This window comes from Roseateles sp. FW301-B2, assembly GCF_058788955.1.
Window position 1 is genome coordinate 49,613 of record NZ_JBYTBE010000015.1, and the last position, 24,855, is coordinate 74,467.

The 24,855-nt window shown below is 71.9% G+C and carries 22 protein-coding genes; 10 read left to right on the plus strand and 12 right to left on the minus strand.

The features are described from left to right. Nucleotides 1–13: 13 nt before the first annotated feature. Nucleotides 14–454 (minus strand): (2Fe-2S)-binding protein, encoded by a 441-nt coding sequence (locus AC3WQY_RS12215; RefSeq protein WP_285233190.1) that lies wholly within the window; start codon nucleotides 452–454, stop codon nucleotides 14–16. 155 nt (nucleotides 455–609) lie between these two features. On the opposite strand from AC3WQY_RS12215, the gene AC3WQY_RS12220 reads away from it, so the two are divergent. Both AC3WQY_RS12220 and AC3WQY_RS12225 read left to right on the plus strand, forming a co-directional pair. After that, complete coding sequence (locus AC3WQY_RS12220) at nucleotides 610–1,350, plus strand: MerR family transcriptional regulator (RefSeq protein WP_492708691.1); 741 nt, start codon at nucleotides 610–612, stop codon at nucleotides 1,348–1,350. Then, a complete protein-coding gene (locus tag AC3WQY_RS12225; RefSeq protein ID WP_492708693.1) occupies nucleotides 1,337–2,647 on the plus strand; it encodes an MFS transporter in 1,311 nt (436 codons plus the stop codon). Before AC3WQY_RS12220 ends, AC3WQY_RS12225 begins: the two co-directional genes overlap by 14 nt. On the opposite strand, the gene AC3WQY_RS12230 is transcribed toward AC3WQY_RS12225, so the two are convergent. Continuing rightward, on the minus strand, nucleotides 2,601–3,419 hold the full coding sequence (locus AC3WQY_RS12230) for a hypothetical protein (protein WP_492708695.1): 819 nt from the start codon (nucleotides 3,417–3,419) through the stop codon (nucleotides 2,601–2,603). The genes AC3WQY_RS12225 and AC3WQY_RS12230 overlap by 47 nt on opposite strands. A gap of 79 nt (nucleotides 3,420–3,498) precedes the next feature. Here AC3WQY_RS12230 and AC3WQY_RS12235 point away from each other — a divergent pair, with 79 nt between their 5' ends. The 6 genes from AC3WQY_RS12235 to AC3WQY_RS12260 are packed head-to-tail and all read left to right on the plus strand — an operon-like array spanning nucleotide 3,499 to nucleotide 6,485. Further along, a complete protein-coding gene (locus tag AC3WQY_RS12235) occupies nucleotides 3,499–4,050 on the plus strand; it encodes a GNAT family N-acetyltransferase (protein WP_285233186.1) in 552 nt (183 codons plus the stop codon). After that, nucleotides 4,047–4,259, plus strand: a complete 213-nt coding sequence (locus AC3WQY_RS12240) for a hypothetical protein (RefSeq protein WP_285233185.1) — start codon at nucleotides 4,047–4,049, stop codon at nucleotides 4,257–4,259. Before AC3WQY_RS12235 ends, AC3WQY_RS12240 begins: the two co-directional genes overlap by 4 nt. A gap of 6 nt (nucleotides 4,260–4,265) precedes the next feature. Continuing rightward, on the plus strand, nucleotides 4,266–4,466 hold the full coding sequence (locus AC3WQY_RS12245) for an oxidoreductase-like domain-containing protein (protein ID WP_285233184.1): 201 nt from the start codon (nucleotides 4,266–4,268) through the stop codon (nucleotides 4,464–4,466). After that, a complete protein-coding gene (locus tag AC3WQY_RS12250) occupies nucleotides 4,463–4,966 on the plus strand; it encodes a PaaI family thioesterase (RefSeq protein WP_492708698.1) in 504 nt (167 codons plus the stop codon). The genes AC3WQY_RS12245 and AC3WQY_RS12250 overlap by 4 nt, the downstream gene beginning before the upstream one ends. Then, nucleotides 4,963–5,856: a glutathione-dependent disulfide-bond oxidoreductase gene (yghU, locus tag AC3WQY_RS12255; RefSeq protein ID WP_492708700.1), complete on the plus strand. Its 894-nt coding sequence runs from the start codon at nucleotides 4,963–4,965 to the stop codon at nucleotides 5,854–5,856. The genes AC3WQY_RS12250 and yghU overlap by 4 nt, the downstream gene beginning before the upstream one ends. Further along, nucleotides 5,853–6,485: a glutathione S-transferase family protein gene (locus tag AC3WQY_RS12260; protein ID WP_492708702.1), complete on the plus strand. Its 633-nt coding sequence runs from the start codon at nucleotides 5,853–5,855 to the stop codon at nucleotides 6,483–6,485. The genes yghU and AC3WQY_RS12260 overlap by 4 nt, the downstream gene beginning before the upstream one ends. Before the next feature lie 19 nt (nucleotides 6,486–6,504). On the opposite strand, the gene lnt is transcribed toward AC3WQY_RS12260, so the two are convergent. The 7 genes from lnt to AC3WQY_RS12295 all read right to left on the minus strand — a co-directional run bounded on the left by lnt (nucleotide 6,505) and on the right by AC3WQY_RS12295 (nucleotide 13,453). Then, nucleotides 6,505–8,991 (minus strand): apolipoprotein N-acyltransferase, encoded by a 2,487-nt coding sequence (gene lnt, locus AC3WQY_RS12265; RefSeq protein WP_492708704.1) that lies wholly within the window; start codon nucleotides 8,989–8,991, stop codon nucleotides 6,505–6,507. Beyond that, the gene (locus AC3WQY_RS12270) at nucleotides 8,988–9,659 is read right to left on the minus strand and encodes a hypothetical protein (RefSeq protein ID WP_492708706.1); all 672 of its coding nucleotides are present in this window, start codon (nucleotides 9,657–9,659) and stop codon (nucleotides 8,988–8,990) included. The genes lnt and AC3WQY_RS12270 overlap by 4 nt, the downstream gene beginning before the upstream one ends. A 15-nt stretch (nucleotides 9,660–9,674) precedes the next feature. Then, on the minus strand, nucleotides 9,675–10,748 hold the full coding sequence (locus AC3WQY_RS12275; protein WP_492708708.1) for an SGNH/GDSL hydrolase family protein: 1,074 nt from the start codon (nucleotides 10,746–10,748) through the stop codon (nucleotides 9,675–9,677). A gap of 162 nt (nucleotides 10,749–10,910) precedes the next feature. Continuing rightward, nucleotides 10,911–11,351 (minus strand): CBS domain-containing protein, encoded by a 441-nt coding sequence (locus AC3WQY_RS12280; protein WP_492708710.1) that lies wholly within the window; start codon nucleotides 11,349–11,351, stop codon nucleotides 10,911–10,913. Between the two features lie 85 nt (nucleotides 11,352–11,436). Further along, nucleotides 11,437–12,822: a class II fumarate hydratase gene (fumC, locus tag AC3WQY_RS12285; RefSeq protein WP_492708712.1), complete on the minus strand. Its 1,386-nt coding sequence runs from the start codon at nucleotides 12,820–12,822 to the stop codon at nucleotides 11,437–11,439. A 54-nt stretch (nucleotides 12,823–12,876) separates the two neighbouring features. After that, nucleotides 12,877–13,116 (minus strand): CsbD family protein, encoded by a 240-nt coding sequence (locus tag AC3WQY_RS12290; RefSeq protein ID WP_285233175.1) that lies wholly within the window; start codon nucleotides 13,114–13,116, stop codon nucleotides 12,877–12,879. A gap of 22 nt (nucleotides 13,117–13,138) precedes the next feature. After that, nucleotides 13,139–13,453: a BON domain-containing protein gene (locus AC3WQY_RS12295; RefSeq protein WP_492708714.1), complete on the minus strand. Its 315-nt coding sequence runs from the start codon at nucleotides 13,451–13,453 to the stop codon at nucleotides 13,139–13,141. A 180-nt stretch (nucleotides 13,454–13,633) separates the two neighbouring features. On the opposite strand from AC3WQY_RS12295, the gene AC3WQY_RS12300 reads away from it, so the two are divergent. Then, the gene (locus AC3WQY_RS12300) at nucleotides 13,634–13,999 is read left to right on the plus strand and encodes a DUF4398 domain-containing protein (protein ID WP_492708716.1); all 366 of its coding nucleotides are present in this window, start codon (nucleotides 13,634–13,636) and stop codon (nucleotides 13,997–13,999) included. A gap of 38 nt (nucleotides 14,000–14,037) precedes the next feature. Beyond that, nucleotides 14,038–14,958, plus strand: a complete 921-nt coding sequence (locus AC3WQY_RS12305; protein ID WP_492708717.1) for an OmpA family protein — start codon at nucleotides 14,038–14,040, stop codon at nucleotides 14,956–14,958. Here the strand turns inward: AC3WQY_RS12305 and AC3WQY_RS12310 are convergent. The 3 genes from AC3WQY_RS12310 to AC3WQY_RS12320 are packed head-to-tail and all read right to left on the minus strand — an operon-like array spanning nucleotide 14,950 to nucleotide 24,818. After that, nucleotides 14,950–23,349 (minus strand): glycoside hydrolase family 94 protein, encoded by an 8,400-nt coding sequence (locus tag AC3WQY_RS12310; protein ID WP_492708719.1) that lies wholly within the window; start codon nucleotides 23,347–23,349, stop codon nucleotides 14,950–14,952. The genes AC3WQY_RS12305 and AC3WQY_RS12310 overlap by 9 nt on opposite strands. Before the next feature lie 10 nt (nucleotides 23,350–23,359). Beyond that, nucleotides 23,360–23,608 (minus strand): hypothetical protein, encoded by a 249-nt coding sequence (locus AC3WQY_RS12315; protein WP_285233170.1) that lies wholly within the window; start codon nucleotides 23,606–23,608, stop codon nucleotides 23,360–23,362. A 43-nt stretch (nucleotides 23,609–23,651) separates the two neighbouring features. Next, nucleotides 23,652–24,818, minus strand: coding sequence for an OmpA family protein (locus AC3WQY_RS12320; protein ID WP_285233169.1), 1,167 nt, complete (start codon nucleotides 24,816–24,818; stop codon nucleotides 23,652–23,654). Nucleotides 24,819–24,855: the final 37 nt, after the last annotated feature.

Consider the following 24,855-nt stretch of genomic DNA (forward strand, 5'->3'; position numbering starts at 1 on the left):
GCGGGCTCCCGGCTTACAGACCCGCAACGGCCTGCTTGATGCGTTGATAGGTGCCGCAGACGCAGACGTTCTTGACCTCGCTGGCGATCTCGCTGCCATGGTGGCCGGCCTTCATCGCGCCCGCCACCGACATCAGCATGCCCGACTGGCAGTAGCCGCATTGCGGCACCTGCAGGGCGATCCAGGCCTGCTGCGCCGGGTGGCTGCGGTCCGGCGAGAGCCCCTCGATGGTGGTGATGGGCTTGCCCGCGGCCGAGGAGACATCGAGCTTGCAGCTCTTCTCGGGCTGGCCGTTCATGAGCACGGTGCAGGCGCCGCAGACCTCGATGCCGCAGCCGTACTTGGTGCCGGTGAGGCCGATCACATCGCGCAGCACCCACAGCAGGGGCATGGATTCGCTGCTCACGTTGACCAGATGGTCGCGGCCGTTGACGTTGAGGGTGTAGCTGGGCATCGCGTACTCCTTGGATGCTGCCGCGCGGCGGGCGGCCGGGTTGGGCTGGGCGCGAGGATAGGGTGGGCCCCACATTAAGACTGTGTGGGTTTGTTAAGCGCGGGCGCGCCGGGGGGCTTGACCCTCACCTTGCGTGAGGCCCGATGATGCGAGCCATGGAATACACCGTCGGCGAACTCGCCAAGCGTGCCGGGCTCACCGTGCGCGCCCTGCATCACTACGAAAAGCTCGGCCTGCTGTTGCCCTCGGGGCGCAGCGAGGCCGGCTACCGGCGCTACAGCGAGGCCGATGTGCAGCGCCTGCACCGCGTGCTGGCGCTGCGCCATTCCGGCCTGGCGCTGAAGGAGATCGCCCTGCTGATGGAGGCGGAGAACCCGCCGCTGCGCGAGGTGCTGGAGCGCCAGATCGCCGAGGTGGAGCTGCAGCTGCAGCGCCAGCAGCGCCTGCTCAAGGCGCTCAAGACGGTGGCGGCGCGCGCCCATGCGAGCGAGCAGGGCTTGAGCGAGCACCTGTTCACCGTGATGAGCCTGATGCGGCTGTTCGAGCAGTACTTCAGCGAGGCGGAGCTGCAGGCCCTGTCGCGCCGCCGCGCCGAGCTGGGTGAGGCGCGCGTGCGCGATATCGAGCTGGCCTGGCACGGCCTGATCCAGGAGGTGCAGGCCAGCATGACGGCGGGCGTGCCGGCCGCCAGCCCCGGCGTGCGCGCCCTGGCCCTGCGCTGGCGCGCGCTGGCCCAGCAGTTCGTCGGCGACCAGGCCCAGCTGAAGGCCAAGGTGCAGGCCATGTACGAGCAGGAAACGGGGCTGCAGCGCGAGACCGGCGTCACGCCGGAAATGATCGCCTATCTGCGCCAGGCGCTGAACCCAAGGGAGGAGAACAACCATGACAAGACTTGAGAGCCAGGCCGGCAAGGCCCGGCTGTTTGCCAACCCCAATTTCCGCTGGCTGCTGGGCGGCGGCCTGCTGTCCATGCTGGGCGACCAGTTCACCCTCATCGCCTTGCCCTGGTTGGTGCTGCAGCTCAGCGGCGACGCCCTGGTGCTGGGCACGGTGCTGGCGGTGATGGGCGTGCCGCGCGCCGTCTTCATCCTGGTGGGCGGGGCCATCGTCGACCGCCATTCGCCGCAGCGCGTGCTGCTGCTCACCAAGCTGATCAACGGCGCCCTGGTGGGCCTGCTGGCCCTGCTGGTGTGGAGCGGCACGCTGCAGCTGTGGATGGTCTATGGCCTGGCGCTGGGCATCGGCCTGGCCACCGCCTTCAGCTATCCGGCCGGCAGCTCGATCCTGCCCCAGGCCCTGCCGCCCGAGGCCCTGCAGGCCGCCAACGGCACGCTGATGGCGCTGCGCCAGCTGAGCGTGCTGCTGGGGCCGGCGCTGGCCGGCGCGCTGATCGTGCTGCTGGCGGAGCCGGGCGCGCCGCCGGCGCCGCAGCAGCACATCAACGATGCGCGCGGCCTGGCGCTGGCCTTCGGCTTCGATGCCTTCAGCTTCTTCGTCTCGGCCTGGACGCTGCGCCAGGTCAGGCTCGGCCAGCGCGCGCGGCCCGAGCCGGTGCCGGTGCTGGCGGCGATCGCCGAGGCGATGCGCTTCTTCTGGCGCGACGTGGAGCTGCGCACCCTGTGCCTATATTTCGCCGCCATCGGCTTTTTCGTCGGCGGCCCCATCCAGGTGGCGCTGCCGGTGCTGGCACAGACCCAGCTGCCGGGCGGCGCGGCCTCGCTGGGCCTGCTGCTGGCCGGCCATGGCGGCGGCGTGCTGGTGGGCATGGCGCTGTCCGGCCTGCTCAAGGGCCGGCGCCTGGGCACGCTGGGCGCCACGGTGCTGGCCATCGACGCCTGCGCGGGCCTGGCCTTTCTGCCCTTCGGCCATGTCCACGCCACCTGGCAGGGCCTGGCCCTGCTGGTGCCGCTGGGCGCGCTGGGCGGCTTTGTGCAGGTGGCCGTCTACACCTGGATGCAGCAGCGCATCCCGCCGGCCATGCTGGGCCGGGCCATGAGCCTGTTCATGTTCATCTTCATGGGCATCACGCCGCTGGCCGCGGCCGCGGCCGGCGCTGCGCTCAAGCTGCTGGGCCTGGCGCTGCTGTTCAGCGCCAGCGGTGCGGCGCTCTTGCTGATCGTGGTGCTGGGCCTGCTGCTGACGCCGATCAGGCGCATCCGCGATGCGTCGCCAGCGCCAGGACTTGCGCCCTGATGTGCGGGTCCAGCCGCGCGCCGCGCCGCTCCAGCGCGGCCAGCATGGCGAGGGCCGCCGCCGGCGTGGCGGCATAACCCGGCATCAGCGCGGGCAGCTCCTGCACCAGCCCGGGCTGGCGTCGCTCCAGCCGGCGCTCGCGGTTGAAGGGGTCGGGCGGCGCATCGGCGCCGGCGCGAGCGTGGTCCTCGGCGCGCAAGGCGTCGAGTTCGATCAGCCGGTCGAGCGCGTGGCCCTGCACAAAGCGCGCGGCCGAGAGCTTCTCGCCGCGCTGCCAGCGCTGCAGGCCGACGAACAGGCAGCTCAGCGCCTCGCCGACGATCCAGCGCTCGTCCGGCAGGCGCGCGGTGGGCATGGGCAGGCTCGGATGCGCCAGCGCCGGGTCGAGCGCCTCGCTGCGCCAGACCCATTGCCCGCTGGCGTAGGGGATCTGCGCCAGCTCATGCGCTTCGAACACCGCGAATTCGCAGAACACCCCGTCGGCCATCAAGGCCTTGTGGCCGTCCGCGGTGTTCTGGAAATGCCAGGCCAGCGGATGGGCCGCGGCCAGCCAGTCGAGCCGCTCGATGTAGCGCGCCTTGTGGCCGGGCGCGACGATGGCGAAGAAGTCCAGATCCGAATAGGCATCCAGGCGGCCGCGCTCCAGCCCCACCGAGCCCAGCCCCAGCAGGCCCAGCGCCGTGCCGCTGTCGCGCAGCGCGCCGGCGATGGCCTCCAGCCGCGCTAGCAGCAGTGCGGGGGTGATGGTGCTGCGTTCGTTCAATTCGGTCATGGTGTGCGTTGCGCTCCGGTTGGCGCGCATTATGGGCAGGCCATGGCGAGGCGGGTTTCATGCTGTTACCGTCGCGGCCATGCAAGAGTTCAGCACCCTCACGACCGCGCGCCTCAGCCTGCGCCGCCTGCGGCCCGCCGACCTGGCGCGCTTCGCCGCCTACCGCGCCGACCCGGAGCTGGCGCGCTACCAGGGCTGGAGCGCGCTGAGTATGGCGGAGGCGGCCGACTTCATCGCCGGCATGCACGCCGCCCCGGCCTTCGTGGAGGAGGCCTGGCTGCAGCTGGCGATCGCACAGCGCCCCGGTGACGAGCTGGTGGGCGATATCGGCCTGTGCCTGCATGCCGGTGGCGTGGCCGAGATCGGCTTCACGCTGATGCGCGAGGCGCAGGGCCGGGGCCTGGCCACCGAGGCGCTGCGCGCCCTCATCGAGATGCTGTTCGCGCGCCCCGAGGTGCGCGCGCTGATCGCCATCACCGATGCGCGCAACCACGCCAGCATGCGGCTGCTGGAGCGCCTGGGCCTGCGGTTGGTGCACAGCGAGGCGGCGCTGTTCAAGGGCGAAGCCTGCACCGAACACCATTACCGGCTCGAGCGCGCACACGGCCTGGCGGTAAAGTCCGTGCCATGACCGCCAAGACCGCTTCCGAGATCCGTGCCCTGCTCACCCCGGCCGAGGTCGCCGACCTCTGGTTCATTCCGCAGGTGTTCGGCGGCCGCGTCGTCAGCGAGGCCATGCAGCAGCGCTTTCAGGACCTGGGCCTGGCCACCGCGCCGCTGGCCGATGGCCGGCGCGGCATCACCGAGCTGGGCTCGCGCGTGCAGCGCGGCGCGCCGTGAGCGCCCATGATGAGCACTGACGCGCCCGACCCCGACCCGATGCCCATGCCACCCGTGCAGCCCGAGCTCGAGGCCTGCTGCGGCAATGGCTGCGAGCCCTGCATCTTCGAGCTGCACGATCTGGCGATGGACGCCTACCGCCAGGCCATGCGGGCCTGGCGCGCGCGCCATCCCGACACCCCCGCGAACGCCGGAGCAAGCCCATGAGTGAAAAAAGTGCCTTTCAGGACAACTACCCCGAGAACGTCGCCCATTGCTATGGCTGCGGGCGCCTCAACGGCCATGGCCACCAGATCAAGACGCATTGGGCGGGCGAGGAGAGCGTCACCCGCTACCAGCCCGAGCCCTTCCACACCGCGGTGCCGGGTTATGTCTATGGCGGCCTGATCGCCTCGCTGATCGATTGCCACAGCACCGGCACGGCCGCCGCCGCCATGTACCGCGCCGAGGGGCGCGAGATGGACACGCAGCCGGCCTTCCGTTTCGTCACCGGCTCCCTGCATGTGGACTACCTCAAGCCCACGCCGATCGCCGGCCCGCTGGAGATACGCGGCCGCGTCAAGGCCATCCAGGGCCGCAAGGTGATCGTCGAGTCCTGGGTGCTGGCCGAGGGCGTGGTGACGGCGCGCGGCGAGGTCACCGCGGTGCAGATGCCGGAGAGCTTTTTTGCCGCCGCGCTGCCCAAGCCGGGAGCACCCACTGCATGAGCGAGGCCGCACCCTACCAGCCGCCCAGCGTCTGGGCCTGGAAGAAGGACGGCAACGGCGGCCGCTTCGCCGCCATCAACCGGCCGGTGGCCGGTGCCACCCATGAGCGCGAGCTGCCGGTGGGCCGCCATCCGCTGCAGCTGTATTCGCTCGCCACGCCCAATGGCGTGAAGGTCACGGTGCTGCTGGAGGAGCTGCTGGAGGCGGGCCATGCGGGCGCCGAGTACGACGCCTGGCTGGTGCGCATCGACGCGGGCGAGCAGTTCGGCAGCGGTTTTGTGGGCATCAACCCGAACTCCAAGATCCCGGCCCTGCTGGACCGCAGCGGGCCCGAGCCGCTGCGCGTGTTCGAGTCGGGCGCGATCCTGCTGCACCTGGCCGAGAAGTTCGGCGCCTTCTTGCCGGCCGGCGGCGCGGCGCGCGCCGAATGCCTGTCGTGGCTGTTCTGGCAGATGGGCAGCGCGCCCTTTCTCGGCGGCGGCTTTGGCCATTTCTACGCCTACGCGCCCGAGAAGATCGAGTACGCGATCGACCGCTATGCCATGGAGGTGAAGCGTCAGCTCGATGTGCTGGATCGGCGCCTGGCCGAGAGCCCTTACCTCGCCGGCGCCGACTACACCATCGCCGACATGGCGGTCTGGCCCTGGTATGGCACGCTCGTGAAGGGCCAGCTCTATGGCGCGGGCGAGTTCCTGCAGGTGCAGGACTACCGCCATGTGCTGCGCTGGACCGACGCGATCGCCCAGCGCCCCGCGGTGCGGCGCGGCCGCATCGTCAACCGCAGCTGGGGCCAGCCCGCCAGCCAGCTGCTGGAGCGCCACGCGGCCAGCGACTTCGAGACCCGCACCCAGGACAAGCTGGCCGAGCCGGCTGGAAGGACGCCGCCATGATCACCCTCTACGACTGCGCGACCGCGCCGAGCCCGCGCCGCGCGCGCATCCTGCTGGCCGAGAAGGGCGTGGCGCATGAGACGGTGCAGGTGGACCTGCGCCAGGGCGAGCAGCTCAGCGAGGCCTACCGGCGCATCAACCCGCAATGCACGGTGCCGGCGCTGCGCACCGAAGAGGGCCTGCTGCTGACCGACAACGCCGCCATCGCCGCCTATCTGGAGGCGCGCTTTCCGGAGCCGGCGCTGCTGGGCAGCACGCCCGCCGAGAAGGCCGAGATCGCGAGCTGGCAATGGCGCATCGAGTTCGAGGGCCTGATGGCGATCGCCGAGGCGATGCGCAACAGCGCCCCGGCGATGGCCAACCGCGCGCTGCCGGGGCCGGTGGACTATGCGCAGATCCCTGCACTGGCGCAGCGCGGCCTGGCGCGGCTGCAGCAGTTCTTCGTCGAGCTCGACACGCGCCTGCAGGGCCGCGATTTCATTGCCGCCGAGCGTTTCAGCATCGCCGACATCACCGCCGTGGTGGCGGTGGACTTCGCACGCGTGGTGCGCGTCAAGCCCGGCGAGCAGCACCCGCAGCTGCTGCGCTGGCGCCAGGCGATGGCGTTGCGGCCGGCGATGGCGCTGTAGGCGCGGCGGCCCGCCCGGCTCAGGGCGCCAGCAGGCGCAGCAGCAGCCAGGCCGGCAGGCCCAGGTAGAGCAAGGCCAGGCCCAGGCGCTCCAGCCAGCCGCGCAGCGCGCCGGCTTGTTGCGGGCGCAGCAGCAGGGCCGCCAGCGTGCCGGCCTCGATGGCGGCGCGCAGCAGCGCGGCGCACAGCAGCACGCCGATCGCCCAGGCGGCCCACCAGAGCGCAAAGCCCTTGAGGAAGAGTAGCGCCCCATAGGCCTGCAGCTCGCCGAAGCTGCCGCCGTAGGCGATCTGCTGGTGCAGGCGAAAAGCCGGTATTGCCAGCGCCAGCGGCAGCAGCAGGAACTTCGCCGCCGGCCGCTGCAGGCGGCTGCGCCGGCTGGAAGTTAGGCAGAGTTGCGCGTAGCGGGCCGGAAACGACAAGGGAGGCGGGGGTGCCAGCCGCAGCAGGCGCGCCAGCGCCAGCGGGTCGGCCAGCGCCAGCCCGTAGTGCCAGCGCCGGCCGCCGGCCAGGCGCAGCCAGGCGCCCGGGCCCGGCAGGCGCAGCCGCCAGGGCTCGATGCCGGCGATGTCCCGCAGCGGCAGGGCCAGGCGCTGGCGGCCGCGCGCCAGCACCAGCGTGCCGGCTTCAGCATCGATGCTGACGCGCGCGGTGAAGGCGCGCAGCACGCACCAGGCCGCCAGCTCGGGGGCGAGGAACAGCGCCGCCACGCTGCGCAGCTGCGCCAGCGTGCTCAGCTGCAGCAGGCCATCGCCCAGCGCCATCGCCGCCAGCATCCACAGCAGGCTGGCGCGCGCAAAGCCGCGCAGCAGGCCGGCGGCGAGGCGGGCGGTGGGCGGCAGCACGGCCACGCTTGCCAGGGTGGCGGCATCGCTGGCGGCGGGGTCCGGCTGTGCTTCGCCGGGTCGCCACCAGCGGCGCAAGGCGGTGCCCAAGGCCAGCAGGGCCAGCGCGGCGACTGCCGCGCGCCCCACCCAGTCGCCCCAGGCCAGCATCAGGGTGGGGCGGCCGCCGGCCTCGCGCACCGGCAGCTCGCCCAGCACCAGCACGCGTTCGCCCAGGCGCGAGCCGGCGACGATGCTGCCGCCCGCATCGATGATGGCGCTGAAGCCGTTGCTGGTGACGCGGAACTGCGGCAGGCGCGTCTCGATGCTGCGAAACGCCGCCACCGCCTGGTGCAGGGCCGCGCCCTGCGGCAGGGCGTTGAACCAGGCGTCGTTGGACAGGGTCAGGATGGCCTGGCCGCCCAGGCGTGCGCCCTCGATGGCGAGGCCGGTATCGACGGCGTCCAGGCAGATCAGCGCCAGCACCGGGATCTCGCGGCCATCGGCCAGGCGCAGCGGGAACACGCGCGCGCCGCTGCCCGGCCGCCAGCTGCCGGCCCAGGGCAGCCAGCGCCGCAGGGCCGGGCCGTCCAGCCAGGGCGGCACGTATTCGGTGAGCGGGAAGGGTCGGGTCTTGCGGTACAGGCCCAGCAGGCCCGCGCCGGGCGCGACGAAGGCGGCGGCGTTGTACTCGCCCGCCGCATCGCGGTCATAGGTGCCGAACACAAAGGGCACGCCGGCGGCGTTCACGATCGTCAGTATCTCGGCGTCGAATTCGGCGCCGGCCTCGCTCTTGGGATGGCCGAAGGTGGTGGGATAGACCGTCTCCGACCACAGCACCGCATCGGCGTGCTGGCGCTCGATGGCATCGAAGGACATCGCGAAATGCGTGTCCAGCACCGCGCGCACCACCGCGGCCGCGCCCTGCTCGCGGCGCAGGGCCTCGTAGTCGGTGATATTCGCCTGCACCAGGCCCATGCGCAGCGGCTTGCCGGCCGCCGGCAGGGCCGCCAGCGCCGCCAGCGCATAAGCGCCGTAGCCGGCCAGCAGCAGCGGCACCAGGGCCGCCAGCGCCAGCGGCCGCGCCAATGCCCGCGCGCCATGCGCACGCCGCGCCAGTGCCTCGGCCAGGGCCTCGTTGCTCAGCAGCAGCAGCAGCGTGAGCCCCGCCGCACCGCCGAGATCGGCGGCCTGGCGCAGCATGCGCGCGGGATAGAGGCCATAGCCCAGCGTGTCGCCCAAGAGCCTGGGCAGCAGCCACTCGGCGCCGACCCAGGCCGCGCTGCCCATCAGCGCCCCGGCCAGCGCACGCCGGTTGCGGCTGCAGCGGCGGCCCAGCCGCCGCAGCAGCACAAAGGCGAAGAACTGCGGCTGGAACAGCGGCGCCAGCAGCAGGAGCAGCAGCAGGCCGGTGCCGGCGCCCAGCTGCGTGTAGGCGCCGATGGCGCTGCCGAACCAGGCGAACACCGCCAACGTGTAGAGCACCGACATGGCCCAGGCGCTCAGCAGCGTGCCCCGCAGCGAGGTCACCGCGCTGAGCCGGTGCAGCCAGGGCAGCAGGGCCACGAAGCCGAGCGGCCAGGCGCCGTCGCCGCGCGCGTACAGGCCGCACAGCAGCGCGCTGACAAGCATGCCCAACCAGCGGCTGGCGGCCAGCCTGTGCAGCAGTTCGCTGATGCTCAACCCCCGGGTCGCTCGAGCGGCGCCGGCACCACGATGCGCCGTAGCGGCAGGCCCGGCGGCGCGAGCTCGGGCGGTACCACGCGGTCCGCCGGCATCGCGATCGGCTGGCGCGCCGCGTCCACCAGCTGCGCATCGGGCGCGAACATCAGGATGGCTTCGATGCGCTGGCCGTCATCGGTGGCCTGGTGATGCCGCACATAGCCGGCCGGCAGCGGGAAGTCTTCCGGCACGGCCAGGCCCAGCAGGGGCGGGCGCGTGCCCGGCGGCGAGAAGGCACCCAGGCCGGTGTAGACGCCGGCCTGGTGCAGGCGCGCGATGACCTCGGCCATGCCGGGGCGCTCGCCCTCGTTGACATAGTCGGCCAGGTCGGCTGTCAGATCGCCGTTGGGGTCGCGCTGGCGCGGGATGCGTGGCGGCGCTGCGCCGTACTGGGCCGGCGGTGTGGCCGCGACGTTGCTGGCTGCCGCCACCGCGACCACGGCCGCCGTCGGTACAAGGTCAGGCGTCGGGGCGAGCGGCGCGGCCGCGGCTAGTGGCTCAGCCGCGGCGTCGGGCGCCCCCATCCACCACCAGGCGCCGGCCGTCAGCACCAGGCCCAGGGCGATCGCCAGCAGGCCCAGCGAGGGCCGCCAGCCGCCGGCTTGATCGGGACGGTGGCGCATGGACATGGCCCCGACCCGCCCTCAGGGCGCCGCGGGGTTGGAGGTGGAAATCGCCCAGCCCATGCGCTCGTGGCCGTACTGGTTCCAGATCGGGCTCTTGCCGCCGCTGAACGAGGTGTAGCGCGGCGCGCCCGAGCCGGTGGTGCCGCCGAACAGGCCGGCGCTGACGGTGCCGCCGGTATAGGTGGGGTGGGTGTTGTCGGACTGGATGTAGTCGTAGCTGCTGCTGGCCGAGACGAAATGCGTGTTGGCATCGCGCAGGGTGGCGCGCAGCGTGTTGCTGATGCGGTTCACATAGCTGGCCTCGCTCTCGCCGGCCACATAGCGCAGCGCGTCGGAGTCGACCTGGCCGTCGCCATTGGCGTCATAGTCGGCGCCCATGTACTGGGCGAAGTTGTCCGCGCACTTGAAGCCCTTCTGGCGGGCGAACTCGCACATCCAGTAGTTCATGGTGGCGAGCTTGGGCAGGAACAGGCTCTGCAGGTTCACCGTCGCGCCGGTGCTGGCGTCCTTGCAGCTGCTCTGCACATTGTCGGCGGCGTAGCCCGGGTAGTGCAGGTTGGAGATGATCTTCAGCTTGGTGCCGGCATAGGCATTCGCGTTGATGAAGTCCATCGCCGCCGCCACATAGGTCTTGCAGCTGTTGACGGCGCTGTCCATGCCCGCATAGTTGCAGGTGCCGGTCTGGCTCTTGAAGGCCGAGCGTGCCTGCAGGCCGTCGTTGCCGCACATCTCGAAGGTCACGACGCGCGTCGAGGCGGCCTGCATATAGGACTTCTCGGCCACGATCTTGTTGTTGTAGACGTCGGAGGCCACCGCGCCGGACTTGGCGCGCCGCACGCTCTCGATATCGGCATTCCACAGCGCCGAGAGGTATTCCGCATCCACCGTCGGGGCCGCGTACTTGGCGGCATTGAGGGTCGAGCCGTTGTAGCCCGCGTAGATCGAGTCGCCATAGGCCACCAGGCGGTATTTGGTGCTGGTGCCGGCCCGGTCTATGGTCCAGGAGACGTTCTGGGTCAGCGTGTTGGCCGTAGCCGCGGCGCCCATGCCCAGCAGGGTGAAGGCGGTCATCAGGATGCGCAGGGTCCTCATCGGGTTCTCCTTGAAGCCTGGGGTGCGATCGGAAAGGCCAGACTACCAGCGCGGCCGCGCCGCCAGTTGCGGGAAATCCCTCCGCTGCGCTGCAGCAAGGTGACCCAGTCGGCTACACCCCAGCGCTGCCAGCCGCTCCGGCCGCAGCCGGGCGCGGGCCGCTCAGTCGCGTCGCCCGGCAATATAGTGTTCGAGCTGCTCGATGATGAACTGCTGGTCGGCGATGGTGGCCTTGACCAGGTCGCCGATCGAGACGAGGCCCAGCAGCCGTTCACCGTCCATCACCGGCAGGTGGCGCAGCCGGTGCTCGGTCATCAGCGCCATGCATTCCTCGGCGCTGCGGTCGGGCGGTACCACCATCACCGGGCTGGACATGATGTCGCGCAGCAGCGTGTCCTTGGACGACCGGTCCATCAGCACGATCTTGCGCGCGTAATCGCGTTCCGAGACGATGCCCACCACCTTGCCGCGCTCCACGACCAGCAGCGCGCCGATGTTCTTGTCGGCCATCAGGCGCACCGCCTCAAAGACCGAGGCCGTGGGTTCGATGCTGAACACGGTCGCAGCGGGCTTGGAACGGAGTATTTGTGCAGCGTTTGTCATAGCTCGGCCCTCCATGGGTGTCGACGCACCCTATTCAAACCGATCTGGGCCGATTGCGCATCACCCGTCTGCGGAGGAGCGCCTCCTACACCATCCGCTCCGGCCGCACCCAGGCGTCGAACTGCTCGGCCGTCAGCAGGCCCGAGGCCAGCGCCGCCTCGCGCAGGCTCAGGCCCTGGCCATGGGCCTGCTTGGCGATGGCGGCGGCCTGGTCGTAGCCGATATGCGGGCTCAGCGCCGTCACCAGCATCAGCGAGCGCGCCAGCAGCTCGGCGATGCGCGCGCGGTCCGCCGTGATGCCGCGCGCGCAATGCGTGTCGAAGCTGGCCATGCCCTCGGCCAGCAGGCGCAGGCTCTGCAGGAAGTTGTGGGCGATCAGAGGCTTGAAGACGTTCAGCTCGAAGCTGCCCGAGGCCGCGCCGATGCTCAGCGCCACGTCGTTGCCCAGCACCTGGCAGCTGAGCATGGTGAGCGCCTCGCACTGGGTCGGGTTGATCTTGCCGGGCATGATGGAGCTGCCCGGCTCGTTCTCCGGGATGCGCAGCTCGCCCAGGCCGCAGCGCGGCCCGGAGGCCAGCCAGCGCACGTCGTTGGCGATCTTGATCAGCGCCGTGGCCAGGGTCTTGAGCGCGCCATGCGCCGCCACCAGGGCCTCGTGGCCGGCCAGCGCGGCATAGCGGTTGGCGGCGCAGCGCAGCGGCAGGCCGGTGCCGGCGGCCAGGCGTGCCGCCACGCGCCGGCCGAACTCGGCATGGGTGTTGAGGCCGGTGCCCACCGCGGTGCCGCCGATCGCCAGCTCGTGCAGCGCGTGCTGGCTGGCGCGGATGGCTTGCTCGGCCAGCTCGAGCTGGGCCACCCAGCCCGACATCTCCTGGCCCAGGGTCAGCGGCGTCGCGTCCTGCAGATGGGTGCGGCCGATCTTGATCAGATCGACGTACTCGGCCGCCTTGGCGGCCAGGGTGTCGCGCAGGGCCAGCAGGCTGGGCAGCAGCTGGTTCGCCAGCTCGAGCGCGGCGGCCACGTGCATGGCGCTGGGAAAGACGTCGTTGGACGACTGGCCCAGGTTCACATGGTCGTTGGGATGCACATGGCGCTCGCTGCCGCGCCCGCCGCCCAGCAGCTCGGAGGCGCGATTCGCCAGCACCTCGTTCATATTCATATTCGTCTGCGTGCCCGAGCCGGTCTGCCAGACCGAGAGCGGGAAGGCCTCGGCATGCTCGCCGGCCAGCACCTCGCTGGCCGCCTGGGCGATCGCGGCCGCCAGCGTCGCGTCCAGCAGGCCCAGCTCGGCATTGACCCGCGCCGCCTCGGCCTTGATGCGGGCCAACGCCTGCAGCAGCGGGGGCGGCATGCGTTCGCTGGAGATGTGGAAGTGCAGCAGGGAGCGCTGCGTCTGCGCCCCCCACAGTGCCTCGGCCGGCACGGCGATCTCGCCCAGGCTGTCGGTCTCTATCCGGGTGGCGTGCTGCATGGCAGGTCCTTGTCAGGGCCTGCTGACAGGCCCGCCTGCCCAGTGTAGGCAGGCTCAGTGCTTCTTGGCGGCGTCGTCCTTGCCGAACCACGCATCGGTGGCGCTGCGCTGCCAGGCCGACAGCTGCTTCTCGGCGTCTTCCTTGGCCAGGCCGTAGCGTTCCTGGATCATGCCGGCGAGCTGATCGCGCCGGCCGGCGACGATGTCGAGGTCGTCGTCGGTCAGTTTGCCCCATTGCTCCTTGACGCGGCCGGTGGTCTGTTTCCAGTTGCCCTGTATGCGATCCCAGTTCATGGTGATTCCTTGCGTTCAATGATTACGGACGGATGGCGATTTCGTTCTTCACGTTCTTCACCCCGGCGATCTTCCAGGTGATGCCCTCGGCGGTGGTCTTTTCCTTCAGGCTCTTGGCAAAGCCCGAGAGCATGACGGTGCCATTGAGCGTCTCCACGCTGATGGCCGAGGCATCGACGTCCTTGTTGTCGATGAAGCGGCCCTTCACGGCGGTGGTGATGGCGGTGTCGTCCACATAGGCCCCGACGGTCTCTTGGCCGCGCGTGACGGCACAGCCGCTGGCGAACACGAGGACGAGGGCGCTGAGCGCGGCGGTGGTGAGGTGGCGGATGGTCATGGTGATGCTCCTGGATGGGTGAAGCCTCAATGTAGGAAGGCGCGGCGGCGCCGCCCATAGTCGGGCAGCACCTGCTCTTGTAGGACGACGCCGCATCTGTCGGCTCGGTGCGTCAACGCACCGACGCCAGCGCCGGGGCACCGCAGGCTGGCCGCGACATCCCAACCACGGAGTAGCCCCATGCGCACCCTTTCTGTATCCGCCCTGAGCGGCTTGTTGATCCTCGCGCTGGCGGCCTGCGCCAGCACCCCACCGCCCGACGCCGAGATGGCGCTGGGCAAGGCCGCCATGGGCCAGGCCCAGAGCGCCGGCGGCAACGAATACGCACCCGCCGAGATGCGCATGGCGCGCGACAAGCTGGAGCGCGCCCAGCTCGCCATCAACGACAAGCATTACGCCCAGGCACGCCTGTTGGCCGAGGAGGCGCAGGTCGATGCGCGGCTGGCGCAGAGCAAGTCGGAGGCGGGCAAGGCCGGCAAGGCCGCCACGGCCGTCAAGGAAGACGGCCGCGTGCTGCGCGAAGAACTCGAGCGCAAGACGCAGTGAACCCCGTGACCCCCATCAACCCCCGCAAGGAATCCATCATGAGCATGATCCGCAGCAATCCCCGCACCCTGATCGCCCTGGCGGCGAGCGCCGTCCTGATGGCGTGCAGCTCGATACCGGCCAGCAACCCGCAACTCGAGACCGCGCGCGCCGACTACCGCCAGGCCCAGAACGACGCGCAGACGCGCGAGCTGGCGCCGGCCGAACTCAAGCAGGCGGGCGAGGCGCTGGAGCGTGCCGACCAGGCCTATGCGCGCCGCGACGAGGCCGGTAGCGTCAATCACCTCGCCTATGTGGCGGCGCAGCGCACGGCGATCGCGCAGGAAAGCGCGCGCCAGCGCGCCGCCGAGCGCGCGGTGGTGCAGTCGCAGGTGGAGCGCGACCGCATGCGGCTTGCCGCCCGTACCAGCGAGGCGGATGCCGCCAAGCTCAGCGCCGCCGCGGCGCAGCAGCAGACCCTGGCCGCGCAGCGCCAGACCTCGATGGCGGTGGCCGATGCCGAGGCCGCGCGGCGCGCCGCCGACGATGCCCAGGTGCGCACCTACCAGCTCGAAACCGAGCTGCGCGCGCTCAATGCCAAGCAGACCGAGCGCGGCCTGGTGATCACCATCGGCGATGTGCTGTTCGACAACAACCAGGCCCGCCTCAAGCCCGGCGGCCTGCGCAATCTGGAGCAGCTGGCCGCCTTCATGAAGCAGTACCCGCAGCGTCGCCTGCTGGTGGAGGGCCATACCGACAGCGTGGGCAGCGACAGCAGCAACGAGGGCTTGTCGCAGCGGCGTGCCGAGGCGGTGCGCGACGCCATCGTCGGCCAGGGCGTGGCGGCCGATCGCCTCAGCGTGCGCGGCCTGGGCGAGACCCGCCCGGTGGCCGGCAATGACAACGCCGCCGGACGCCAGCTGAACCGGCGCGTGGAGATCCTGCTGTCGGATGTGAACGGCGTGATCGCATCACGCTAGCAGGGGGACGACAAAGCTGGCATCCAAAGCCAGTTCGTTCCAGTTCACGCACTGACCCGGCAGCAAGACTTGGGCCGCCGCTCCATCCCCCAGGATGGCGGCGGCCTGTTTTTGTGCCAGGGCCGGCGGCACGCGCAGCAGCAGGAAACGCATCACGCGCGCGCCGCGCCGCAGCGTCAGCCGGGCCTCGGGCCAATGTGAGGGCAGACAGGGGCGCAGGCTGAGGCGGTGCGCCTCCAGCTGCAGGCCGAAGAGCGATTCCACGGCGGCGCGCTGCAGCCAGGCGGCCGAGCCGGTGTACCAGCTCCAGCCGCCGCGCCCCAGATAGGGCGGCTGGCTGTAGACATCACCCGCCATCACATAGGGCTCGATGCCGTAGGCCAGCCCGCGCAGGGCATCGGCGGCGCGGTGGGCCGGGCTCAGATAGGTGAAATAGCGGTAGGCCAGATCGCCCGCCTCGGCGAGCTGGCTCTGCTGCGCGAGTTGCGCCTGCGCCATCAGCGCCCAGACACCGGCATGCGAGTACTGGCCGCCGTTCTCGCGCACCCCCGGCGGGTAGGCCTGGATGTAGCCTGCGCTGGGCTGGGCCTGGGCCAGGGGCGGATGCAGCAGGCGCAGCAGGCCCATCTCATGGTCCACCAGTTCGCGCTCCACGGCCGCCATCGCCAGGCGTTGCCGGGGCAGCGGCGCCACGCCCGACAGCACGCTCCAGGCCTGCGCAATCAGGTCGATGCGCGCCTCGCTATTGACATGCGAGCCCAGTGGCGAGCCGTCATCGAAGAAAGCGCGCTTGAACCACAGGCCGTCCCAGGCCGGGCCCTGCAGCGCCGCCTGCCAGCCCTCGGCCGCCTGCTCCCAGCGCGCGGCGCGCTCGGGTTCGCCGCGCTGGCGCGCCAGCGGCGCGAAGCCGGCCACCAGCTGGCAGGCGAACCAGGCCAGCCAGACCGACTCGCCGCGCCCCTGGTCGCCGACCCGGTTCATGCCGTCGTTCCAGTCGCCCGCGCCCATCAGCGGCAGGCCATGGGCGCCGACGCGCAGGCTGTGGTCGATGCAGCGCGCCGCATGCTCGTAGACACTCGCGCTCCATACACTGGTGGCCGGGGTGTCGTAGGCGTCCGCGGCGCCGGGCGCAATCGGCGCGCCGTCCAGGAAGGGCTGGGTTTCGTCCAGCAGGGCCTGGTCGTCGCTGGCGCGCAGATAGTGCAAGAGGGCCTGCGGCAGCCACAGCAGATCGTCGCTGCAATGGGTGCGCACGCCGGCGCCGCCGGGTGCGTGCCACCAATGCTGCACGTCGCCCTCGGGGAACTGGCGCGAGGCGGCCAGCAGGATCTGGGCGCGCAGCCGGGCCGGCGCGGCCCAGGCCAGCGCCATCGCGTCCTGCAGATGGTCGCGGAAACCGGTGGCGCCGCCGGCCTGGTAGAGCCCGGCCTTGGCCCAGATGCGGCAGGCCAGGGTCTGGTAGAGCAGCCAGCGGTTCACCATCGCGTCGAACAGGGGGTCAGGCGTTGCCACCGTGGTGGCGCCCAGCAGCTCGTCCCATTGCGCATGCGCCAGGGCCTCGCGGCCGGCAGCGTCCTGCTGCGCGGCGCTGGCGGCGAGCTGGCGCGCCGCCGCGGGGCTGGCCGCATAGCCGAGCAGGAACACGCGCTGCTCGCTCGCGCCCGGCGCGATCGCCAGCTCGCAGGCCAGCGCCGCGCAGGGGTCGAGGCCGCTGCCGCTCAGGCGCCCCAGCGCATGCGGCAGCACCAGGGCGCCGCCGGCGTCGAAGAACTCACGGCGGTCGCAGCTCCAATCGCTCGGCGCGGCGGGGCCGGCCAGCGCGAGGAAGGCGGTGCCGCCGCCGAAGCCGGCGGACTGCTCGCGCTGGGTGGCGAACAGCACCCCGCCCTGGCGCTCGGTGTGCACGCTGGCGCGGTCGCTGCGGCTGGCGCCCAGCAGCCACTCGGCCAGCGCCAGCACGCGCAGATGGCGCGTGCGCGGCCCGGCGTTGTGCAGCTGCAGGCGCAGCTGCTTGACGGCCGCCTGCGGGTCCACGCACCAAGTGAGGCTGATGCTCAGCTCGCCGCGCCGGTGGCTGATGAGGGTGCTGCCCTGCGCATGGCTGACCTGGTAGCGCAGCGCGGCATCGCCACCGGCGCCGGCGCTGGCGCTCCAGACCTCGCGGCTGCGCAGGTCCTGCAGCAGCAGATGCTCGCCGGCCGGGTCGGCCAGCGGGTCGTTGGCCCAGGCGGTGAGCTGGTTCATGCGGCTGTTGGTGGCCCAGCTGTAGCCGCCGCCGGCCTCCGAGACATGGCAGCCGAAGTCCGCGTTCGCCAGCACATTGATCCATGGCCGCTGGGGCCGCTCGGCGGCGCCGGCCGAGAAACTGAAGCGGGCGCTGCCGTCGCTGGCGAACTCGCCCTGCGAGATGGCGGGCTGGGGTGGCGGCGCGGTGCGCGCCAGCGCGCTGGCCGGCACTTCCTGGCGCAGCGCCAGGGCCTGCTCGTGCAGGGCGGCCCAGTCGGCCACATGCTGGCGCAGCGGCCGGCCATCGGCCTGCAGGTGCAGGCGTGCCAGGGCCTGCAGGGTGGCCAGCTCCTCGGCCGAGACCTCCTCGGCGCGCAGCAGGTGGAACTGGGTCACCGCACCCTGCGGCAGGGCCAGGCCATCGGCCAGGTGGCGCTCGCGCAGCAAGGCCAGCTCGCGCTGCAGGGCCATCTGGTAGGAGGCCGGCTCCTGGTTCAGTACCACCAGCTCGCAGGCCAGGCCGCCCCATTCCCACAGCCGCAGCGCCTGCGCCAGCGCGCGCAGCAGACCCAGGCCCTGGCTGGCGGCGATGCTCACCAGCAGCAGCGGTCGGTCGCCCGAGATGCCGTAGCGCCACAGCAGGCGCTTGTCGCTGCCCGCCCAGGCCTTGCCGGTGGCGCCAGCGTCGGGGCGCGTCAGGGTGTAGAGCAGGGCGGTGCTGAGCAGCTGGGTGGCGGCATGGTTGTCGGGGCTGATGCGCAGCGCGCGCAGGCGGATGCTGGCGAGCGTGGCCGACATCAGCGAGGCGCGTTCCACATGGCTGGCCTGGCGATATTTGTCGATCACCGCGTGCAGCACCGCCGGCTGGTCGGCGGCGGCGGTGGCGAAGGTCAGCAAGGCCTTGCCATGGGCCGGGATGCGCAGCGTCAGCGCCAGCGCGCAGACCGGGTCCAGCCCGGTGTCGAGTGCCTGCGCCAGGCCGTCCGCGGCCATCGCCACCGTTTGCAGCTTGGCCAGCGGCTGGCTGACCAGGCGGTTGCGGCCCAGCCACTGCGCGCGGTCGGTCTGCACCGCCAGGGCGCGGATGTCGGCGTCGCCGGCCACCAGGAAATGCGCCGCCAGCAGCGCCGGCTCGTTGGCCAGGCGCGGCTTGCGCTCGAACCACAGGGCCTGCTGGGCCGGCTGCCATTCGGCACGCAGGAACAGATTGGCGAAGGCCGGATGCGCCTCGTCGGCGCGCGGCTCCGAGAGCGTGGGCTCGAAGGCCGAGATCAGCTCCAGCTCGATCGCCGCAGCGCCCAGATTGCGCAGCTCGACCGAGCGGAACTCGATGTCGTCCTCAGGGCTGACCCAGACCGTCGTCTGCGCCTGCAGCTCGGGCCAGCTGGCGTGCAGGCAGACGCGGTCGGCGTGGAACACCGCGCGGTAGCTGGCGGCGGCGTCGGGCGCCGGATGCTGGCTCAGCGAGACCGGCGTGGCCTCCGGGCTGCGGCGCAGGAAGAAGAAGCTGCCGTAGGCGTCGCGCAGCGCGTCGTCGCGCCAGCGCGTCAGGCCCAGGCGGCCCCAGCGGCTCTCGCCCGCGCCGTTGGCGCGCAGGCTCAGCGCATAGCGGCCGTTGGAAAGCAGCTGGGTGGCCGGCAGGCCGGTGTCGCCGGGCAGCAGCTCGCGCAGCAGGCCGGGCGGGCGGCGCTGCAGCAGCTGCGGCGGCAGCGGCAGCACCGGCGTGCTGAGGGTGGAGATCTCGCGCGGCGCGCGCTCGTGCAGCAGCGAGGCCACCGCCGCCACATGGGCATTGGCCATGCCCCAGCGCTGCGGCGCGCCCTGCAGCAGCACATTGGCCAGCGCCACGATGCTCATGCCCTGGTGGTGCGACATGAAGGTGGCCACCGGTGCATAGGGCAGCTCGGGGCTGCCCTCCAGCGCCTCGGTGAGCCGGGCGGGCGAGAAGTCCAGCGCCTCGATGAAGCCGTAGCGCTCGCGCGCGCCCAGCGCCTGCAGGGCGCGCAGATTGCGCGTCGCGCCATGCGGTGCGAGCTGCGCGGCCAGCGCCGTCGCATAGGGGGCCACCACCAGCTCGTCGGCCGGGGTGCGGCGCAGCGCCAGGCGCGGCACGCCCTGCGGCGCGTACTGGTAGGCCAGGCTGTGGTCGCGCCCGGCGAAGGCCGATTCCGAGATGCCCCAGGGCAGGCCCGGCTGCTGCTGTTCGGCCGCATAGGCGATCTGCTCGTGCAGGGCGGCGCAGCAGGCCTCGCGCAGCACGCTGCCGGGCGGCTCGGCCAGGATCAGGCTGGGCATCAGGTACTCGAACATCGAGCCCGACCAGGAGCGCAGCGCCGCATGCCGGCCCACCGCGTAGAAGGGCCGGCCCAGCGCCGCCCAATGCTGCACCGGCACATCGCCCTTGGCGATTGCCAGCAGGCTGGTGAGGCGTGATTCCGAGGCCAGCAGATCGTAGAAGCCGGCGTCCAGCTGCTGCTCGGCGACGCGGTAGCCGATGTGGAAGAGATGGCGCTTGCGGTGGTAGAGAAAGCCGAACTCGGGCTCCCAGGCCAGGCGCTCGCAGGCCGCGGCCAGCGCCCGCAGCTGCGTGCTGAGGGTGGCGGCGCTGGCCTGGCGGTCCAGCGCCGCCGAGCGCAGGGTGGCCTCGTAGTCGGCGCTCAGCCAGTCGAGCTCGGCGCAGCCGCCGTCACCACCGGCGGCACTGGTGATGCGCTGCTGCAGCTCGGCCAGGCTGGCCTGCATGGCGGCGTCGTTGAGCGGCTCGGCGGCCAGCTCCAGGCAGGCCTGGGCCAGCGCCAGCAGATGGCCGCTGAGGTTGCCGCTGTCGACGCTGGAGACATAGATGGGCAGCAACGGTGCGCCGCTCTGGGTGTCGTACCAGTTGTAGAAGTGGCCGCGGTGGCGCGCGAGGGTGGCCAGGGTGGCGAGCGTGGCCTGCAGGCGCTGCACCAGCTCGGCGCTGCCGATCCAGCCGAACTCGCGCGCGCAGGCGCAGCTCAGCAGGTAGAGGCCGATATTGGTGGGCGAGGTGCGGTGCGCCAGCATCTCGGCGGGCAGGGTCTGCAGATTGTCGGGCGGCAGTTGGCGGTCGTCGGGGCCGATGCAGCGCTCGAACAGGCGCCAGGTGTCGCGCGCAATGCCGCGCAGATAGAGCTGGTCGGCCGCGGGCAGGGCCGCGTCGGCGCGCGGTGCGCGTGGCCGGCTGGCCCACCACACCGCCAGCGGCGCGCTGGCCCACAGCAGGGCCAGGGCACAGGCCAACACTGGCGCGGCCGTGCCCCACAGCAGCAGGCCGGCCAGCAGCACGCCGGCCAGCAGGGGCTCGGCGCGGTGCTGGCGCAGCAGCGCGGGCAGGCGCGTCTGCGCTGCCGCCTGGGCCGCGGCGGCGGTGGTCCATTGCAGCAGATGGCGGTGGCTCACGCCCATGCGGTAGAGCGCACGCACGATCGCGTCCAGCGCCAGCAGGGCCTGGGCCAGCAGCTGCTGCAGCTGCCAGAGCCCGCCGCACAGGGCGCGGCCCAGATCGGCCAGGGCCTGACGGTAGAAGTGCGCGCGTGCCAGGTCCTCGCGGTGCGAGTGCAGCGCCGCCAGCGCACCCAGCAGCGGGCCCGCCATGTAGGCGGCCAGCACCAGGGCCAGCGCCGCCGGCGCGGCCAGCCAGCCACTGGCCAGGCTCAGCAGCAGCAGCGCCAGCGCGGCCGGCGCCACCAGCGAGCGGCGCAGGTTGTCCAGCATCTTCCAGCGGTTCAGCGCGCGGATGGGGTAGCGCCAGGGGTTCAGCAGGAAGGGCAGCAGCTGCCAGTCGCCGCGCGTCCAGCGGTGCACGCGCGCCGCCGCCACGTCGGCGTGGAAGGGGGCGTCCTCGATCACGTTGATGTCGCTGAGGGTGGCGCAGCGCACCAGGGCGCCCTCCAGCAGGTCGTGGCTGAGCACGCGCGCCACCGGCAGCGAGCCGGCCAGCACCGCATGCAGGGCCTGCACGTGCAGCAGGCCCTTGCCGGCGAAGCTTCCCTCGGCGAACAGGTCCTGGTAGACCTCGGAGCTGGCGGCGCTGTAGGGGTCGATGCCGCACTGGCCGGCGAACAGCCAGTGGTAGGGGGTCAGGTCTTGCAGGTCCGGCAGGGGCGACGCCACCTGGGGCTGCAGGATGCCGTAGCCGCCCACCAGGCGGCGCCCGCTCGCGTCCAGGCGCGGCTGGTTGTGCGGATGCGCGGCCACGCCCACCAGCTCGCGCAGGCGGCCGGGCGGCAGCTCGGTATCGCTGTCCAGCGTGACGATGTAGCGCGTGTCGGCGGCGATCACGGCCTCGGTGCCCAGATCGAGAAAGGCGGCCTGCTGGCCCTCGGCCAGCGCCGCCACCAGCTGCTCCAGCTTGCCGCGCTTGCGCTCCCAGCCGATCCAGCGCTGCTCGCTGGCGCTGTAGCTGCGCTCGCGGTGCAGCAGCAGGAAGCGCGCTGCCTGGCCGGGCGCGGCGGGGTAGCGGCTATTGAGGGCCTGGATCTGGCCGCGCGCATCGTTCAGCAGGCCGGCGTCGGCGGCAGCGCTGGCGGCATCGGCATCGGCCCAGTCGCTCAGCAGGCCGAACTGGGCCTGGGCCTCGGGGTTGGCGAGCTGGTGCAGCTCGAGCCGGCGCGTCAGCGCGCGCACCGCGGCGGGGCTCGTGAGCAGGCAGGGGATCACCACCATCACGCGGTGCGCGGCCGGGATGCCGCCACCCAGCGCCAGGCGCGGCAGCTGGCGCGGGCGCGTCGATTCGCTGATGAGCCTGTGCAGCAGTGCGATCACCGCCTCGGAGGCCGGGAACAACATCAGCGCGCCGGTGAGCAGCAGCGGCAGCGCGCCGGTGGCGGCACCGGCCTGGGCCAGCAGCCAGGCCACCAGGGCCAGGCTCAGCAGCGCCAGGCCGCTCAGGTAGAGCGGCAGGGCCAGGCGGCGCAGCAGCGCGCGCGCGGCAAGGCGCAGCGGCTCGGTCAGGCCCAGCGAGCGCAGCAGGCGCGGCCGGCCGGGGCCGCGCAGCCAGAAGCCCGGGTAGGCGGCGCGCGCGGCTTCGGGCTGCCGGCCGGCCTCGCCCATCAGGACCAGCAGGGCCTCAGCCACCGCCAGCTCGCTGCGCCGGCTGCGCCGCGCCAGGCCTTCGATGGCATGCAGGCTGAGCTCGCGGCTGGCCGCATGCTCGGCGGCAAAGCCGGGCGCGCTCAGCAGGCGCTGCATCAGCAGGCTGCTGCCGTCCACCAGCTCGCCCCAGTCGGCATCGCCGATGGCGCGCAGCGAGCTCACGGCATTGCTGACGCTGAGGTTGTCGGCGGCCTGGTCGGCGTCCTGCTGGGCCAGCAGGGTGGCGAGATCTGGCAGGGCCAGGCGCAGCCAGGCCTGGATCGGGCTGCTGGGGTTGTCGGCATCGTGCGGCTGCTTGAGCAGGCGCTGCGCCAGCTGCACCAGGAACACGCGGTCGACCCCGCGCAGCACCAGCTGGCGCAGCAGCGCATCGAACTCGCGCGGGCTGCCGCTGTCGAGCTGGTCGCAGCACAGGTTTGCCAGCTCGCGCGCGGCCTTGTGGCAGGCCACGCGCTCGGCCAGGCGGCGCAGGTTCTCGATCAGCACCACGCGCAAGGTGGTGGGCAGGGCCCAGATCTCACCCAGCCTGAGCTCGCAGCTCTGCTGGTAGGCGGCCAGGTAGTGGCGCAGCAGCTCTTCGTCGAAACCGCCGTCGGTATGCGCGACGAAGGCCCAGGCCAGGCCGTAGATGCGCGGCAGCCCGGCCAGCGGCTCGTCGGGCAGCAGGGGCAGGGTGCGGAAGTAGCTGCGCGGCAGGCCCTCGTGCACCTCCTTGAGCTGGGCATCGATGAGGTGGAAGTTGTCCAGCAGCCATTCGGCCGCCGGGCTGAGGTCCACGCCCATCTCGGCCTGGGTGCCGATATAGCGCTGTGCCTCGCGCAGCATCGCGATGTTGTCGCGCAGGCGTGGCGAGAAGCCGGCCTGCCAACGCCGGGCCACGCTGGCGCTGCGGTGCGTGAGGCCCAGGCTCAGCCCATGCTGGGCAAAGCGCTGCGGCCCGAAGATCTCTGAGCGTATCGGCGGCTGCAGCGGCCCGCGCGCCGGGTCCAGCAGGGCCAGCAGGGCCGGCGCGGCCTCCGGCACATGGCGCGCGAGCTCGGCCGCCCTCACTGCGCCAGCCTCACCGCAGCGCCAGCAGCGCGAGTCCGATCAGCACCACCACGGCCAGCAGGCTGCTGACCAGCCGTGCCGCCAGAAAGCCATGCATCAGATCGGCCCGGCAACGCAGGCCGAACCAGCGGCCGCGCTGCGCATGGCAGGCGTGCAGGTGCGCGCCGAGCGCGTCAAGCTCGGCGGGGCTGGTGTCGACGCAGGCGCCGAAGGAAGAGGTGCTCCAGCGTGCGGCTGGATGCCCGGATGTCATCGTCATGAAGGCCTCCCGCCGTCATTGGGTCTTGCCTGTGGGGACGCGATCAGCGGGTACCGACCACTTCGATGTCGACGCGGCGGTCCGGCTGCAGGCAGGCGATCAGGGCGGCCGTCTGCTTGCTGCCCTTGCAGTCCTCAGGCTTGGTGAGCGGCTGCGATTCGCTCCTGCCCACCGCGGCGATCTTGCTGGCCTCGAGCTTGCCGCTGTCGACCAGATAGCGCTTCACCGCCTCGGCACGCTGCTCGGAGAGATGCTGGTTGTAGGCCTCGCTGCCGAGGCGGTCGGTGTGGCCCTCGACATTGATGACCTGGTAGCTGCTGCCGGCCAGCTCGCGGCTGAAGTTGTCAAGCGCCGCCTGGCCCTCGGGGCGCACCGTCGAGCGGTCGAAGCCGAACAGCGATTCGGCCGAGAAACTCACTCGCCTGACCGGCGGCGGGGCGGGCGGCATCACCATCGGCGCCATCACCACCGGTGCGGGTGCCAGCACCGGCGCCGGCGCGGGTGCCTGCGCCACATAGACGGGCTGCGGCGCGGCGGCGCGCGGTGCGCTGTAGTTGCTGCTGCGGCCGAGCGGGAACACCAGGCTCACCGAGACCAGGTCCACATTGCCGTGGCCGCCGGTGGTGTCGTTCATGCGGTAGCGCTCCACCTCGCCGCGCACCAGCAGGCTGGGCGAGAAGGCATATTGCAGGCCGGCGCCGTACTTGGCATTGCTGCCACGTGCGCGCTGCTCGTGGTTGATCGCCGCCGCGGCGCCGCTGCCGACGAAATCGGCCCGGTTGCGCGCATAGGTGCCGCCGATGCGGCCAAGCGCCGACAGGCTGTCGGTGATGGGCAGGGTGGCCACCAGGTCGAGGTTCACGCCCTGCATCTTGATGTGGGTGTCGAGGCTGCCGGCGGGCAGGGTGCTGGCCACCGAGCTGAACTCGCCGAGGCGGAAATAGCCCGCTTCCAGCGCCAGGTAGCGGTTGAACTGCCAGCCGCCGAACAGCTTGTAGCCGGTATCGCGGCGGTCGCGCTCCAGCGCGGTGATGCCGAAGCCGCTGCCCAGCACGCTGCCGGCCATGGCGGCGTCGTTCAGCTTGGCGCTGGACTGGCCGATGCCCAGGCCGAGATAGCTGCCCTGCTCCTGCGCGAGGGCGGGGCCGGCAGCGCACAGGGCGCCAAGGCTGGCAAGGGCGATGAGACGCAGGGAATGGTGGTTTTTCATTGGGGCTTTCGTGCTGGCTTGGTGGCCGCTGGTCTTG